The organism is Azospirillum sp. TSH64 (assembly GCF_003116035.1).
Lineage (GTDB): Bacteria > Pseudomonadota > Alphaproteobacteria > Azospirillales > Azospirillaceae > Azospirillum.
Map to the genome: position 1 here is coordinate 6,640,926 of NZ_LGQW01000015.1, position 13,663 is coordinate 6,654,588.

General features: G+C 66.1%; 12 protein-coding genes. 9 read left to right on the forward strand and 3 right to left on the reverse strand.

Going from position 1 to position 13,663, the window contains the following annotated elements:
* On the forward strand, window positions 1-907 hold a 907-nt coding region (locus TSH64_RS31315; RefSeq protein ID WP_146208148.1), incomplete at its 5' end, for an NAD(P)(+) transhydrogenase (Re/Si-specific) subunit beta.
* Between the two features lie 70 nt (window positions 908-977).
* Here the strand turns inward: TSH64_RS31315 and uraD are convergent.
* Both uraD and puuE read right to left on the reverse strand, forming a co-directional pair.
* The gene (uraD, locus tag TSH64_RS31320) at window positions 978-1,490 is read right to left on the reverse strand and encodes a 2-oxo-4-hydroxy-4-carboxy-5-ureidoimidazoline decarboxylase (RefSeq protein ID WP_109451029.1); all 513 of its coding nucleotides are present in this window, start codon (window positions 1,488-1,490) and stop codon (window positions 978-980) included.
* 11 nt (window positions 1,491-1,501) lie between these two features.
* Window positions 1,502-2,431: an allantoinase PuuE gene (puuE, locus tag TSH64_RS31325; protein ID WP_109451031.1), complete on the reverse strand. Its 930-nt coding sequence runs from the start codon at window positions 2,429-2,431 to the stop codon at window positions 1,502-1,504.
* 184 nt (window positions 2,432-2,615) lie between these two features.
* On the opposite strand from puuE, the gene uraH reads away from it, so the two are divergent.
* The 4 genes from uraH (at window position 2,616) to TSH64_RS31345 (ending at window position 7,917) form a co-directional block, all read left to right on the forward strand.
* Window positions 2,616-2,978 (forward strand): hydroxyisourate hydrolase, encoded by a 363-nt coding sequence (uraH, locus tag TSH64_RS31330; RefSeq protein ID WP_109451033.1) that lies wholly within the window; start codon window positions 2,616-2,618, stop codon window positions 2,976-2,978.
* A 123-nt stretch (window positions 2,979-3,101) separates the two neighbouring features.
* Window positions 3,102-4,871, forward strand: a complete 1,770-nt coding sequence (gene gcl / locus TSH64_RS31335) for a glyoxylate carboligase (protein ID WP_109451035.1) — start codon at window positions 3,102-3,104, stop codon at window positions 4,869-4,871.
* 183 nt (window positions 4,872-5,054) lie between these two features.
* Window positions 5,055-5,975 carry a LysR family transcriptional regulator gene (locus TSH64_RS31340; protein WP_109451036.1) on the forward strand — a complete coding sequence of 307 codons (921 nt, stop codon included), beginning with the start codon at window positions 5,055-5,057 and terminating at the stop codon, window positions 5,973-5,975.
* A gap of 226 nt (window positions 5,976-6,201) precedes the next feature.
* A complete protein-coding gene (locus TSH64_RS31345; RefSeq protein WP_109451038.1) occupies window positions 6,202-7,917 on the forward strand; it encodes a PAS domain-containing methyl-accepting chemotaxis protein in 1,716 nt (571 codons plus the stop codon).
* A gap of 3 nt (window positions 7,918-7,920) precedes the next feature.
* Here the strand turns inward: TSH64_RS31345 and TSH64_RS31350 are convergent, their stop codons facing one another.
* Window positions 7,921-8,754: an IclR family transcriptional regulator gene (locus TSH64_RS31350; protein WP_109451039.1), complete on the reverse strand. Its 834-nt coding sequence runs from the start codon at window positions 8,752-8,754 to the stop codon at window positions 7,921-7,923.
* Between the two features lie 129 nt (window positions 8,755-8,883).
* On the opposite strand from TSH64_RS31350, the gene TSH64_RS31355 reads away from it, so the two are divergent.
* The 4 genes from TSH64_RS31355 to TSH64_RS31370 form a co-directional block, all read left to right on the forward strand.
* Window positions 8,884-9,738: a GntR family transcriptional regulator gene (locus tag TSH64_RS31355; protein ID WP_247873250.1), complete on the forward strand. Its 855-nt coding sequence runs from the start codon at window positions 8,884-8,886 to the stop codon at window positions 9,736-9,738.
* Window positions 9,739-9,781: 43 nt separating this feature from the next.
* A complete protein-coding gene (oxc, locus tag TSH64_RS31360) occupies window positions 9,782-11,545 on the forward strand; it encodes an oxalyl-CoA decarboxylase (RefSeq protein WP_199237705.1) in 1,764 nt (587 codons plus the stop codon).
* A 46-nt stretch (window positions 11,546-11,591) separates the two neighbouring features.
* A complete protein-coding gene (gene frc / locus TSH64_RS31365) occupies window positions 11,592-12,866 on the forward strand; it encodes a formyl-CoA transferase (protein ID WP_109451041.1) in 1,275 nt (424 codons plus the stop codon).
* A 259-nt stretch (window positions 12,867-13,125) separates the two neighbouring features.
* On the forward strand, window positions 13,126-13,663 hold a 538-nt coding region (locus TSH64_RS31370), incomplete at its 3' end, for an ATP-grasp domain-containing protein (RefSeq protein WP_199237706.1).

The window sequence follows — 13,663 nt, forward strand, 5'->3', positions numbered from 1 at the left end:
TCCGCTGAACGCGGCGCTCGGCGTGCTGACCGTCATCCTGATCGGCTGGCTGGTGCAGTCGAACGCCGATGTCGCGATGTGGCTGATCGTCGTCGTGGCGCTGGCGCTGGGCTTCCTGCTGATCCTGCCGATCGGTGGCGCCGACATGCCGGTGGTCATCTCGATGCTGAACAGCTATTCCGGCTGGGCGGCCTGCGGCATCGGCTTCACGCTGCAGAACAACCTGCTGATCATCACCGGCGCGCTGGTGGGCTCCTCGGGCGCCATCCTGTCCTACATCATGTGCAAGGGCATGAACCGCTCGATCTTCAACGTCATCCTCGGCGGCTTCGGCGGCGAGGCGGCGGGTGCCGCGGCCGGTGCCAAGGGTCCGCAGGGTTCGGTCAAGGCCGGCTCGGCCGAGGACGCCGCCTACATCATGAAGAACGCCCAGTCGGTGATCGTGGTGCCCGGCTACGGCATGGCGGTGGCCCAGGCCCAGCATGCGCTCCGCGAAATGTCCGACGCGCTGAAGCACGAGGGCGTCGACGTGAAGTACGCCATCCACCCGGTGGCGGGCCGCATGCCCGGTCACATGAACGTGCTGCTGGCCGAGGCCAACGTGCCGTACGACGAGGTGTTCGAACTGGAGGACATCAACCGCGACTTCGGCACGGCGGACGTCGCCTTCGTCATCGGCGCCAACGACGTGACCAACCCGGCGGCCAAGACCGACCCGACGAGCGCCATCTACGGCATGCCGATCCTGGATGTGGAGAAGGCCAAAACGGTGTTCTTCATCAAGCGCGGCATGGCAGCCGGTTACGCCGGTGTCGAGAACGAGCTGTTCTTCCGCCCCAACACTATGATGCTGTTCGGCGACGCTAAGAAGGTCACCGAAGAGGTCGTCAAGGCGATGGAAGCGTAACGGACACTGCGACGGAAAAAGCGCGCCGCTCCGGTTGGGGCGGCGCGCTTTTTCGTTTCTGGAGTGGGTGTTATCCCTTCACCAGATCGTCCAGCCGGAAGCCGGCGATCTTGTAGATCTCCTCCAGCGCTCGGCCGAATTCGACATCGGGCTCGTTCGCCACGCGCTCGCGCATCGCCGCCAGGATTTCCTGCTTGCTGCTGAAGCGCACCGCCATGATGAAGGGGAAGCCGAAGCGCTCGCGATAGGCGCGGTTCAGGTCGCGCTGTTCCTGGGCCTCCGCCTCGGTCAGCTCGTTCAGGCCCGCTTTGGCCTGCTCGGTCTGCGAGAAGGCGGTCAGATTGGCCGGGCGGCTGGCGCGGTCGGCAAGGTCGGGGTGGGACAGGATCAGGGCATGCTGCCGCTCCGTCCCTGCCCCGCGCACGATGCCGGTCATCGCCGCGCGCAAGGCCGCGGCATCGGCGAAGGGGCGCTTGTCCCAGGCGGCGTCCGCCACCCAGGGGCTGTCCTCGAACACCGCACCCAGCGCCGCGACGAAGTCGGCGCGGTCCATCCGGTTCAGGTCGTCCAGGCTGTAGGGCATCTGCTGCGCTCTCACTTCGCGGTGTAGGGGTGTTCGGCGATCCAGTGGCGGGCGATGTCGAGCCGGGTCGCCACCCACGCCTTGTCATGGCCGCGCACATAGTCGAGGAAGCGGGCCAACGCCGCGGCGCGGCCGGGTCGCCCGACCAGACGGCAATGCAGGCCGATGGACATCATCTTCGGCGCCGTCTCCCCCTCGGCATAGAGCGTGTCGAAGCTGTCTTTCAGATAGGCGAAGAACTGGTCGCCGCTGTTGAAGCCCTGGTTGGTCGCGAAGCGCATGTCGTTGGCGTCGAGCGTATAGGGCACGATCAGCTGCGGCCGGCCATGGCTGTCGTCCCAATAGGGCAGATCGTCGGCATAGGAATCGGCGTTGTAGACGAAGCCGCCCTCCTCGGCGACCAGCCGCCAGGTGTTCGGGCTGCACCGCCCGAGATACCAGCCGAGCGGCCGTTCGCCGGTCACGCGGGTGTGGACCTCGATGGCGCGCAGCATATGCTCGCGCTCCACCTCCGCCGGCAGATGCTGATAGTCGATCCAGCGCCAGCCATGGGTGGCGATCTCCCACCCCGCGGCCTTCATCGCGGCGACGATTTCGGGATTGCGCTCCAGAGCCATGGCGACGCCATAGACGGTGACCGGCAGGTTGCGCTCGGTGAACAGGCGGTGCAGCCGCCAGAAGCCGGCGCGGGAGCCGTATTCGTAGATCGACTCCATGTTCATGTGGCGTGCGCCGGGGATCGGCTGGGCGCCGACGATCTCCGACAGGAAGGCCTCCGACGCGGCGTCGCCATGGAGGACGCAATTCTCGCCGCCCTCCTCGTAATTGATGACGAACTGCACCGCCACGCGGGCGCCGCCCGGCCAGTTGGCCTGCGGCGGGGTGGCGCCATAGCCGATCATGTCGCGGGGATAGCCCTGGGGATGGGCGGTGTCGGTCATCGTCGTCTCGCCTTCACGCTGCGGTCGAAGCGGAACCTACGCTAAGCCATTGGCGGCAGGGGGTTCAATCGGCCGATTGGGCGCGGGGGTGAAGACAGTTTCCGGATTTTCGCGGGTGGGCAGGGGAGGGGACTGGGCTTAAGCTGCGGCATCCAGAGATGCATCGTTGCGGAGACCGTACCCCATGGGCCGCCTGACCACCCACGTCCTCGACATCGCCGCCGGCCGTCCGGCGCCGGGCATGCGCATCCGCCTGACCTCGCTCGACACCGGCACCGTTCTGGGCGAGTTCATAACGAATGCCGACGGCCGGCTCGACGCCCCGGCGCTCCAGGGCGAGGATTTCAAGTCCGGCCGCTACGAGCTGCTGTTCATGGCCGGCGAGTATTTCCGCCGCATCGGCGCGATCTCGGGCGCCATTGACGGTGATGGCCCGGACTTCATCGACGAGGTGCCGCTGCGCTTCGGCATCAAGGATGCGTCCCAGCATTACCATGTGCCGCTGCTGGTTTCGCCTTGGGCCTACTCCACATATCGCGGCAGCTGAGGCTCCTCCCCGTTCGGCGCTGCTTTCCAGCCTGTGGAAAAGGCAACCCGTTGATTTGCCGTACCCACCATCCGCGCGCTTAGCTGTCCTCAGCAACAATCGCGTTTGGTGAGGAGTCGAGCGATGGCGAGAATGACGGCGGCGGAAGCGGCGGTGCGGGTGCTGGAGCGGGAGGGCATCGACGTCTGCTTCGGCGTCCCGGGCGCCGCGATCAACCCCTTCTATGCGGCGATGCAGCGGCGCGGCACGATGCGCCATGTGCTGGCCCGCCATGTCGAGGGGGCCTCGCACATGGCCGAAGGCTATACCCGGGCCAAGGCCGGCAACATCGGCGTGTGCATCGGCACCTCCGGCCCGGCCGGCACCGATATGATCACCGGCCTCTATTCGGCGATCGCGGACTCGATCCCGATCCTGTGCATCACCGGCCAGGCGCCGCGCGCCCGCCTGCACAAGGAGGATTTCCAGGCGATCAACATCGCCGACATCGCCAAGCCGGTCGCCAAATGGGCGGTGACCGTGCTGGAGCCGGCGCAGGTGCCCTACGTCTTCCAGCAGGCCTTCCACCTGATGCGTAGCGGCCGTCCCGGCCCGGTGCTGATCGACCTGCCCATCGACGTCCAGATGGCCGAGATCGAGTTCGACGACGAGACCTACGAGCCGCTGGCGGTCTACAAGCCCTCCGCCACCCGTGCCCAGGTCGAGAAGGCGCTGGCGATGTTCGCGGCGGCGGAACGTCCGCTGGTCGTGGCCGGCGGCGGCATCATCAACGCCGATGCGTCGGACAAGCTGGTGGAGTTCGCCGAGCTGCTCGGCGTGCCGGTGATCCCGACCCTGATGGGGTGGGGCTCCATCGCCGACGACCATCCGCTGATGGCCGGCATGGTGGGCTTGCAGACCGCCCACCGCTACGGCAACGCGACGATGCTGAAGTCGGACTTCGTGCTGGGCATCGGCAACCGCTGGGCCAACCGCCACACCGGCTCGGTCGAGGTCTACACCAAGGGCCGCAAGTTCGTGCATGTCGACATCGAGCCGACCCAGATCGGCCGCGTCTTCATGCCCGACCTCGGCATCGTGTCGGATGCCGGCGCGGCACTCGACCTGTTCATCGAAGTCGCTAAGGAGTGGAAGGCCGAGGGCCGCTTCAAGGATCTCGGCGGCTGGGTCAAGGATTGCCAGGGCCGCAAGCGGTCGATGCACCGCCGCAGCGACTTCGATCAGGTGCCGATGAAGCCGCAGCGCGTCTATCAGGAGATGAACAGCGCCTTCGGCCAGGACACCACCTACGTCACCACCATCGGCCTGTCGCAGATCGCCGGCGCTCAGTTCCTGCACGTCTACAAGCCGCGCCACTGGATCAACTGCGGCCAGGCCGGCCCGCTGGGCTGGACCCTGCCGGCCGCGCTCGGCGTGCGAGTGGCCGATCCGAAGCGGCGCATCGTCGCCCTGTCCGGCGACTACGACTTCCAGTTCATGATCGAGGAGCTGGCGGTCGGCGCCCAGCACAAGCTGCCCTACATCCATGTGCTGGTGAACAACGCCTATCTCGGCCTGATCCGGCAGGCGCAGCGCGCCTTCCAGATGGACTTCCAGGTCCAGCTGTCCTTCGAGAACATCAACGCGCCGGAGATCGGCGTCTATGGCGTCGACCATGTCGCGGTGGCCGAAGGGCTGGGCTGCAAGGCGATCCGCGTCACCGAACCCGACCGCATCCAGGAGGCGTTCACCCAGGCCCAGGCCTGGATGGACCAGTATCAGGTGCCGGTCGTCGTCGAGCTGGTGCTGGAGCGGGTGACCAACATCTCGATGGGCGCCGACATCGACAGCGTCACCGAGTTCGAGGAGACGCTGGACCTGCCGGTGGACGAGAGCGAGACCGTTCTGGTCTGACGATCCGCTTCCATCCCGTCCGACCGGAAAGCCGCCGGGGCGCAGACGCGCTCCGACGGTTTTCGTTTGGGCGGGCTTGCTGCGTCGTGGAAATTCCCTCTCCGCGGCACCCGTGCTAGCGTCCCTCCCGACCCGTGAACCCACCGGTCCGGCCCAATCGTCTGGCAGGGAGTCCGCGCGAGCATGGCGTTGCTTGAGAACATGCGCATCTTCGTCCGCGTCGTCGAACTGGGCAGCCTGTCGGCCGCCGGGCGGAACCTGCGCATGTCGCCGGCCATGGTCAGCCACCGCATCCAGCAGTTGGAAACCCATCTCGGCGTCCGGCTGCTGAACCGCACGACCCGGCAGTTGCAGGCGACCGAGACCGGCATGGATTTCTACCAAAGCTGCCTGGAGGTTCTGGAAGCGGTGGAGCGGGCGCACAGCAGCATCGCCGCCGGGTCCGGCGTGCCGTCGGGCAGCGTGCGGGTAACGGCGCCGCTGGGCTTCGGCCGCCGCATCCTGTCGCCGCTGGTCCCCGACTTCTGTGCCGCCCACCCGCTGGTGGAGGTGCGGCTGCGCCTGTCCGACCATCTGCTCGACCTGCTGCGCGAGGCGGTCGACGTGGCGGTGCGGATGGCGGCGCTGAAGGATTCCAGCTTCGTCGTGCGCAAGATCGCCGACGTGCGCCGCGTGCTGGTCGCCGCCCCCTCCTACCTGTCGGAACGCGGACGGCCTGAAAGGCCGGCGGACCTGTCCGGCCACAACTGCCTGCTCCTGCGCTTTCCCGGCACCCAGCAATATCAATGGAGCGTGCTGGAGGGCGGCGAGCCGGTGAAGCTGCCGGTGTCGGGCCGCTTCGATGCCGACGACGGCGACGTGCTGACCGGCTGGGCGCTCGACGGGCGGGGGATCGCCATGAAGCCGCTGTGGGAGGTGGCGGAGCATCTCGCCAGCGGCGCCCTGGTGCCGGTGCTGCCCGATTTTCCGCCGGAACCGGTGACGCTGGCCGTGCTCTATCCCCATCGCGCGCTGGTTCCGGCCAAGGTGCGGGCCTTTGCAGACCATATGGTGCCGAAGATCAAGTCGGCCCTGCTGGGAATATCGCCGGAGACGATCCTGTGATCGGCCCTGTGACCGTCGGTGCCCGGCCCTAGGGATAATCCCGACTGGCCGGGTCGGATGCTTTATCTATCCTTCCTGGCGCTGCCGTATGCTGAGGCCGTGCCGCCAGGATACTTTGTTTCCCGAGACGGATCCGTTCATGGTCCACCTCGGGAATGAAGTGGTAAAATGGGAAACCATGGCCCTTCCGCATCCGTCCGGCGCGACGCGAGGAAGGGAGGACTCCATGTTTCTGTTCACCAAGGGTGTTAGCTGCGAGCGGGCCAAGCTGGACGCGCTCGACCGGTCGCAGGCCGTCATCGAATTCGCGATGGACGGCACGGTGGTGGATGCGAACAGGAACTTCCTGGAGGCGATGGGCTATAGCCTGGACGAGGTGAAGGGGCGTCCGCACAGCATGTTCGTCGATCCCGACTATGCAAAGAGCACGGACTACTGCGATTTCTGGGGCGAACTGCGGGCAGGCCGCTTCCAATCGGCGGTGTTCCGGCGGATCACGAAGTCGGGCCGGGAAATCTGGCTGCGGGCCACCTACAACCCGATCCTCGGCGCCGGCGGGCGGGTTGTCGGCGTGGTGAAGTTCGCCACCGACATCACCGAGGCGAAGCTGAAGGAGGCCGATGCCAACGGCAAGCTCGCCGCCATCGAGCTGTCCCAGGCGGTGATCGAGTTCGGTTTGGACGGCACCATCCTGACGGCCAACCGGCGCTTTCTCGACCTGATGGGCTATCGGCTGGAGGAGGTGCAGGGGCGGCATCACAAGCTGTTCCTCGATGGTGTGGATGCCGCCGATCCGGCCTACAGCGCCTTCTGGGAGAAGCTTGGCCGGGGAGAGCATCAAAGCGGCGAATTCCGGCGCCTGACCAAGAGCGGCGAGCAGGTCTGGATCCAGGCCACCTATACGCCGATCCTCGACCCGACCGGGAAACCGTGGAAGATCGTGAAGTTCGCCACCGACGTGACGGAGCAGCGAATTCGCAACGCCGACTTCCGCGCCCAGATCGAAGCGATCAACCGGTCGCAGGCGGTGATCCACTTCAAGCCCGACGGCACGATCCTGGATGCCAACGACAACTTCCTGAAGGCGATGGGATACCGGCTGGATGAGGTGGTCGGGCAGAACCACCGCATGTTCGTCTCCCCGGAACAGCAGAACAGCGCCGAATACCGCGAGTTCTGGGACATCCTGCGCAGCGGGACATTCCACACCTCCCTCTACCGCCGCCGTGCCAGGAACGGGTCCGACGTGTGGATCAACGCCAGCTACAATCCCGTGCTGTCCGAGACGGGGGAGGTGGTGAAGGTGGTGAAATTCGCCACCGACGTGACCGGCATGATCAGGTCGCGCCTGGAAGCCATCGAGTTTTCCAAGCAGACGGTCCAGAAGGTCACCGATGTCGCCGGATCCGTCGAGCAGATGTGCGCCTCGGCGACGCGGATTTCCGCCGACATCCTGAAATCGCGCGAGGTGGTGGATGAGATCGACCGGCGCACGGCGGCGGCGGACAGCGCCACCGGCCGTCTGAACGAGGCGGCGGCGGCGATGGACGGTGTTGCCAAATTCATCGACGCCATCGCCTCGCAGATCAAGCTGCTGTCGCTGAACGCCACCATCGAGGCGGCGCGGGCGGGCGAGGCCGGCCGCGGCTTCGCGGTCGTGGCGACCGAGGTGAAGTCGCTGGCCGAACAGACCTCCGGCGCCACCGAGCGGATCGGCGTCGAGATCGTCGCCATGCAGGAGGTCGTCCGTCAGGTGGTCGAGGCGCTGGGCGGCATCGCCCGGTCGGTGGACAGCGTGAAATCCACGGTCCACGGCGTCGCGACCGGTGCCGAGGAGCAGATGGCCCTGACCGACGGCGTGGTGTCCAACATGCATCAGGCCCAGAGCGGCGTCGAATCGATCAACCGCAATCTGGAAGAGATGCTGATCCGGGCGCGCTGAGCCTCACACCCCGCGCGAGCGCACCAGCAGCACGCGCGCCTCCTCCGCTGCGCGGTGCAGGTGGGGCAGGAACTGCACCTCCATCTCCGGGCAGGTGACGCGGGCGGCCTGGGCGCTGATGTTCATCGCCGCCACCACCCCGCCGGCGGCGGTGCTGATCGGCACGGCGATGGAGCGCAGCCCCAGCTCCAGCTCCTGGTCCACCAGCGAGAAGCCGCGGTCGCGCACCCGCTCCAGCTCGCGCTTCAGCGCGTCGGGAGCGGTGATCGTCCGTTCGGTGAAGGGCTTCAGCGGCACCCGCGCCAGATAGGCGTTCAGCTCCGCCTCCGGCAGCGCCGCCAGCAGGACCCGCCCCATCGAGGTGCAATAGGCCGGCAGGCGGCTGCCGACATTCAGCCCGACCGACATGATCCGCTTGGTCGCCGCACGGGCGATGTAGACGACGTCGTCCTCGTCCAGGACGGCGGCGGAGCAGGATTCCTGCACCGCCCCGCTGACCTGCTCGATCAGCGGATCCAGGATCGTCGCCAGCGGGGCCGACGACAGGAAGGAATAGCCGAGCGCCAGGATCTTCGGCTTCAGATGGAAGGTCCGGCCGTCCGACCCGGCGTAGCCCAGCTGCATCAGCGTCAGCAGGCAGCGCCGAGCCGCCGCCCGCGGCAGGCCGGTGATCTTGGCGATGTCGGCGATGGTCAGGTTCGGCTCGCGCTCGGTGAAGGCGCGAATCACAGACAATCCCCGCGCCAGCGAGGTCATGAAGTTCGGATCCGACGCCTCTTCCGCCGCGCCGGCGGGTGACTTGTCTGCGGCCCCGGCCAGATGCTGGGTTTCGGCCATGCGCGGGTTCCTTCGCTATGAGCGATCCTGAAGGGTCAAATTAGGGCGATTACCGCGCAATAGCCAGAAAAATCGAACAGAATCGACCGCAACTCCGTCGGCAGCAGAAATAGTTCGAGGTGCCCGCAATTGGCCTTGCGGGTGTCTGGCATCTGGTATACCGTATCGATAATTCAAAAACGACGCGCCACTCAGTACCAAGGGCCAAGGGCGATCGTCCGAACGCTCGCACGAACAACGCTCACGACAACAAGCGGCGCCGATGGCGTCGGCGCGCAAAGGGTCGGAAACGTGATGAACCGGGAAAGATTCAGTGTCGAACCCCTCGAACAGGGGATGAGCTTCAAGGCCAAGGCCTACCAATCGCTGCGACAGGCCATCACGCAGATGAACATCTACGGCCAGAGCAACGAGATCAGGTTGGACGAACGCCGTCTGTGCGAGGCGTTGGGTGTCAGCCGCACCCCGGTGCGCGAAGCGATGGCGCTGCTGGAACAGGAGGGGTTCATCCGCTCCCAACCGCGGCGCGGGATCTTCGTGGTGCGCAAGACGAAGGCCGAACTGGTGGAGATGATCACGGTGTGTGCCGCCCTGGAAGGCATGGCGGCACGCCTGTTCGTCGAAAACGCCACCACGGAGAAGCTGGAACTCCTGCACGCCGCGTTCGACAAATACACGAAAGCCGAGTTGGCGGAACATGTCGCGGAGTATTCCGACGCCAACATCGTCTTCCATCAAAGCATCGTCCAGGCTTCGGGCTCCGCGCTGATCTCGGACCTGACCGACCGCTTCTTCATCCATATGCGTGCGATCCGCCGCGCGACGATGGGCCTCGGCGACCGTGCCGACCAGTCCATCCACGAGCATCGGGACATCATCGAGGCGCTTGCCGCCCGCGATGCCGATCTCGCGGAACGCCGCGTCCGGGAACACACGCTCGGTCTCGCACAGTACGTGGAACGGCATTGCGCCTTCCTCGACTAACCAACTTTGAACCTTTTTGGAGCCTCGGGGAGGAGTCACCCATATGTCTACTGCGGCTGCAACGATCACTAAGAACCAGGCCACGGAAGCATCTGTTGTCGAAGACGCGCCGGCGCTGACCGACGGCTTCCAGCTCGTCATCGACGCGCTCAAGCTCAACGACATCAACAACCTGTATGTCGTCCCCGGTATTCCGATCTCCGACCTGCTGCGCATGGCGCAGGCCGAGGGCATGCGGGTCGTCTCGTTCCGCCACGAACAGAATGCCGGCAACGCCGCCGCCATCGCCGGCTTCATGACGAAGAAGCCGGGCGTCTGCATGACGGTGTCGGCGCCGGGCTTCCTGAACGGCCTGACCGCGCTGGCGAACGCCACCACCAACTGCTTCCCGATGATCCTGATCAGCGGCTCGTCGGAGCGCGAGATCGTCGATCTCCAGCAGGGCGACTATGAGGAGATGGACCAGCTGGCCATCGCCAAGCCGCTGTGCAAGGCCGCCTTCCGCATCCTGCACGCCCAGGACATCGGCATCGGCGTGGCGCGTGCCATCCGCGCCGCCGTGTCGGGCCGTCCGGGCGGCGTCTATCTCGACCTGCCGGCCAAGCTGTTCTCGCAGGTGATGGACGCCGCGGAAGGTGCGAAGTCGCTGGTCAAGGTGGTCGATCCGACCCCGGCGCAGTATCCGTCGGCCGAGGCGGTCAACCGCGCGCTCGACCTGCTGAAGGGCGCCAAGCGTCCGCTGGTCATCTTCGGCAAGGGTGCCGCCTATGCCCAGGCCGACGAGACCATCCGCTCCTTCGTCGAGAAGAGCGGCATTCCGTTCCTGCAGATGAGCATGGCCAAGGGCCTGCTGCCCGACACCCATCCCCAGTCGGCCGGTGCCGCCCGCTCGCTGGTGCTGCAGGAAGCCGACGTGGTCATGCTGGTCGGCGCGCGGCTGAACTGGCTGCTGTCGCACGGCAAGGGCAAGACCTGGGGCAAGCCCGGCTCCAAGAAGTTCATCCAGGTCGACATCGAGCCGCGGGAGATGGACAGCAACGTCGAAATCCATGCTCCGCTGGTCGGCGACATCGCGTCGGTCATGGAAGTGATGCTGAAGGGCATCGACGGCGGCCTGACCCCGCCGACCGACTGGATGGCCACCGTCGCGGCCAAGCGTGAGCAGAACGTCGCCAAGATGGCGCCGAAGCTGATGAGCAACGCGTCGCCGATGAACTTCCACGGTGCGCTGGGCGCCCTGCGCCGCGTCATCAAGGAGCGTCCCGACGCCATGCTGGTCAACGAGGGCGCCAACACCCTCGACCTCGCCCGCGGCATCATCGACATGTACGAGCCGCGCAAGCGCCTCGACGTCGGCACCTGGGGCGTGATGGGCGTCGGCATGGGCTATGCCGTCGCCGCGGCGGTGGAGAGCGGCAAGCCGGTTCTGGCCGTCGAGGGCGACAGTGCCTTCGGCTTCTCCGGCATGGAGGTGGAGACGATCTGCCGCTACAACCTGTCGGTCTGCATCGTCATCTTCAACAACAACGGCATCTATCGCGGGACCGACGTCAACCCGACCGGCGGCGTCGACCCGTCGCCGATGGTCTTCGTCCCCGGCTCCCGTTACGACAAGATGATGGAAGCCTTCGGCGGCGTCGGCGTCCATGTCACCAACCCGGACGAGCTGTACCGCGCGGTCAACGAGGCGATGGACAGCGGCCGTCCGACCCTGATCAACGCCGTCATCGACCCGGCCGCCGGCACCGAAAGCGGCAACATCGGCAGCCTCAATCCGACCAGCTCGGTCCGCAAGATGCCGTCCTAAAAACAAACGCCGACCGACACGACTTAAGAAGCAGGGGGAGAAATACATGGGCAAGGCACTTCAGGGCGTGCGGATTCTCGACTTCACGCATGTGCAGTCGGGACCGACCTGCACCCAGTTGCTCGCCTGGTTCGGCGCCGACGTCATCAAGGTCGAACGGCCGGGCGAGGGTGACATCACCCGCAGCCAGCTGCGCGACCTGCCGGACGCCGACAGCCTGTATTTCACCATGCTGAACCACAACAAGCGGTCCATCACCCTCGACACCAAGACGCCCAAGGGCAAGGAGGTGCTGGAGGCGCTGATCAAGACCTGCGACGTGATGGTTGAAAACTTCGCCCCCGGCGTGCTCGATCGCATGGGGTTCACCTGGGAGCGTATCCAGGAACTGAACCCCGCGATGATCGTCGCGTCGGTGAAGGGCTTCGGCCCCGGGCCGTTCGAGAACTGCAAGGTGTACGAGAATGTCGCCCAATGTGCGGGCGGTGCGGCCTCGACCACCGGTTTCGACGACGGCCCGCCCATGGTCACCGGCGCCCAGATCGGCGACAGCGGCACCGGCCTGCATCTGGCGCTCGGCATCGTCACCGCACTCTACCAGCGCAAGGAGACCGGCCGCGGCCAGAAGGTGCTGGCCGCCATGCAGGACGCCGTGCTGAACCTGTGCCGCGTCAAGCTGCGCGACCAGCAGCGTCTGGCCCACGGGCCGATGAAGGAATACCCGCAATACCCGAACGGCGAGTTCGGCGACACGGTGCCGCGTGCCGGCAACGCGTCGGGCGGTGGCCAGCCGGGCTGGATCCTGAAGTGCAAGGGCTGGGAGACCGATCCCAACGCCTACATCTACTTCATCGCCCAGGCCCCGGTCTGGAAGTCGATCTGCAAGGTCATCGGCAAGGAAGAGTGGATCACCGATCCCGACTACGCCACCCCGGTGGCCCGCCTGCCGCGCCTGATGCAGATCTTCGGCACCGTCGAGGAGTGGACCAAGACCCTGACCAAGTTCGAGGTCATGGACCTTCTCAACAAATACGACATTCCCTGCGGCCCGATCCTGTCGATGAAGGAAATCGCCGAGGACAAGTCGCTCTACGAGACCGGCACGCTGGTCGAGGTGGAGCATCCGACCCGCGGCAGTTACCTGACGGTCGGCAACCCGATCAAGCTGTCCGACAGCCCGACGGAAGTCACCCGTTCCCCCCTGCTGGGCGAGCACACCGACGAAATTCTGCGCGACGTCCTGGGATTCGGCGAGCGTGAAATCGTCGAGATCCGTGACAGCGGCGCCATCGGCGTCGTCGAGAGGCTGGCGGCGGAGTAACAGTCTCCGCCTTCTTCCCCAACCCTCCCCGCTTCGGCGGGAAAGGGTGGGGGAGGACCGGCACCCGATGTTTGAAAAGCCTGCCGATTTTTAAAAACCCCGCTTCCCCTCTTCCCGACCGTCCCCTTCCCGGTCGCTCAAGAGCCGAAGCGGGAGCCGAAGCCCGGACTTTTAAAAATCCGCCGCCCGTCAGCCGAAGAATTTCCGGCTCCCCGCGGTCTCCAAAAGACAATTCCCGACTGGGACAGAGACGAAAACCATGAACATTCACGAATATCAGGCCAAGGATCTGCTGCGGGGGTACGGCGTCGCCGTTCCGCGCGGCGGCGTGGCCTTCACCCCGGAAGAGGCTGCATCGGTCGCCCGCGAACTCGGCGGTCCGGTCTGGGTGGTGAAGTCGCAGATCCATGCCGGTGGCCGCGGCGCCGGTCGGTTTCAGGACAATCCGGGCGGCAAGGGTGGCGTCCGCGTCGTCAAGTCGGTCGAGGAGGTCGCCTCCAATGCCGCCGAGATGCTCAATCGCGTCCTGGTGACCAAGCAGACCGGCCCGGCGGGCAAAGAGGTCAAGCGTCTCTATGTCGAGGAAGGCGCCGACATCAAGCGCGAGCTGTATCTCGGCCTTCTGACCGACCGCGGCACCGGCCGCGTCACCATCATCGCCTCAACCGAAGGCGGCATGGAGATCGAAGAGGTCGCCCACAACACGCCGGAGAAGATCGTCAAGGTCGCGGTCGACCCGGCCACCGGCATCCAGGGCTACCACACCCGCAAGGTCGCCTTCGCGCTCGGCCTGGAAG

What these genes read in the sequence shown, in the direction of transcription:
- uraD (WP_109451029.1), bottom strand. Translation starts at nt 1,490, where the DNA reads ATGCCCTACAGCCTGGACGACCTGAACCGGATGGACCGCGCCGACTTC.
- oxc (WP_199237705.1), top strand. Translation starts at nt 9,782, where the DNA reads ATGTCTACTGCGGCTGCAACGATCACTAAGAACCAGGCCACGGAAGCA.
- uraH (WP_109451033.1), top strand. Translation starts at nt 2,616, where the DNA reads ATGGGCCGCCTGACCACCCACGTCCTCGACATCGCCGCCGGCCGTCCG.
- frc (WP_109451041.1), top strand. Translation starts at nt 11,592, where the DNA reads ATGGGCAAGGCACTTCAGGGCGTGCGGATTCTCGACTTCACGCATGTG.
- puuE (WP_109451031.1), bottom strand. Translation starts at nt 2,431, where the DNA reads ATGACCGACACCGCCCATCCCCAGGGCTATCCCCGCGACATGATCGGC.
- TSH64_RS31350 (WP_109451039.1), bottom strand. Translation starts at nt 8,754, where the DNA reads ATGGCCGAAACCCAGCATCTGGCCGGGGCCGCAGACAAGTCACCCGCC.
- gcl (WP_109451035.1), top strand. Translation starts at nt 3,102, where the DNA reads ATGGCGAGAATGACGGCGGCGGAAGCGGCGGTGCGGGTGCTGGAGCGG.
- TSH64_RS31345 (WP_109451038.1), top strand. Translation starts at nt 6,202, where the DNA reads ATGTTTCTGTTCACCAAGGGTGTTAGCTGCGAGCGGGCCAAGCTGGAC.
- TSH64_RS31340 (WP_109451036.1), top strand. Translation starts at nt 5,055, where the DNA reads ATGGCGTTGCTTGAGAACATGCGCATCTTCGTCCGCGTCGTCGAACTG.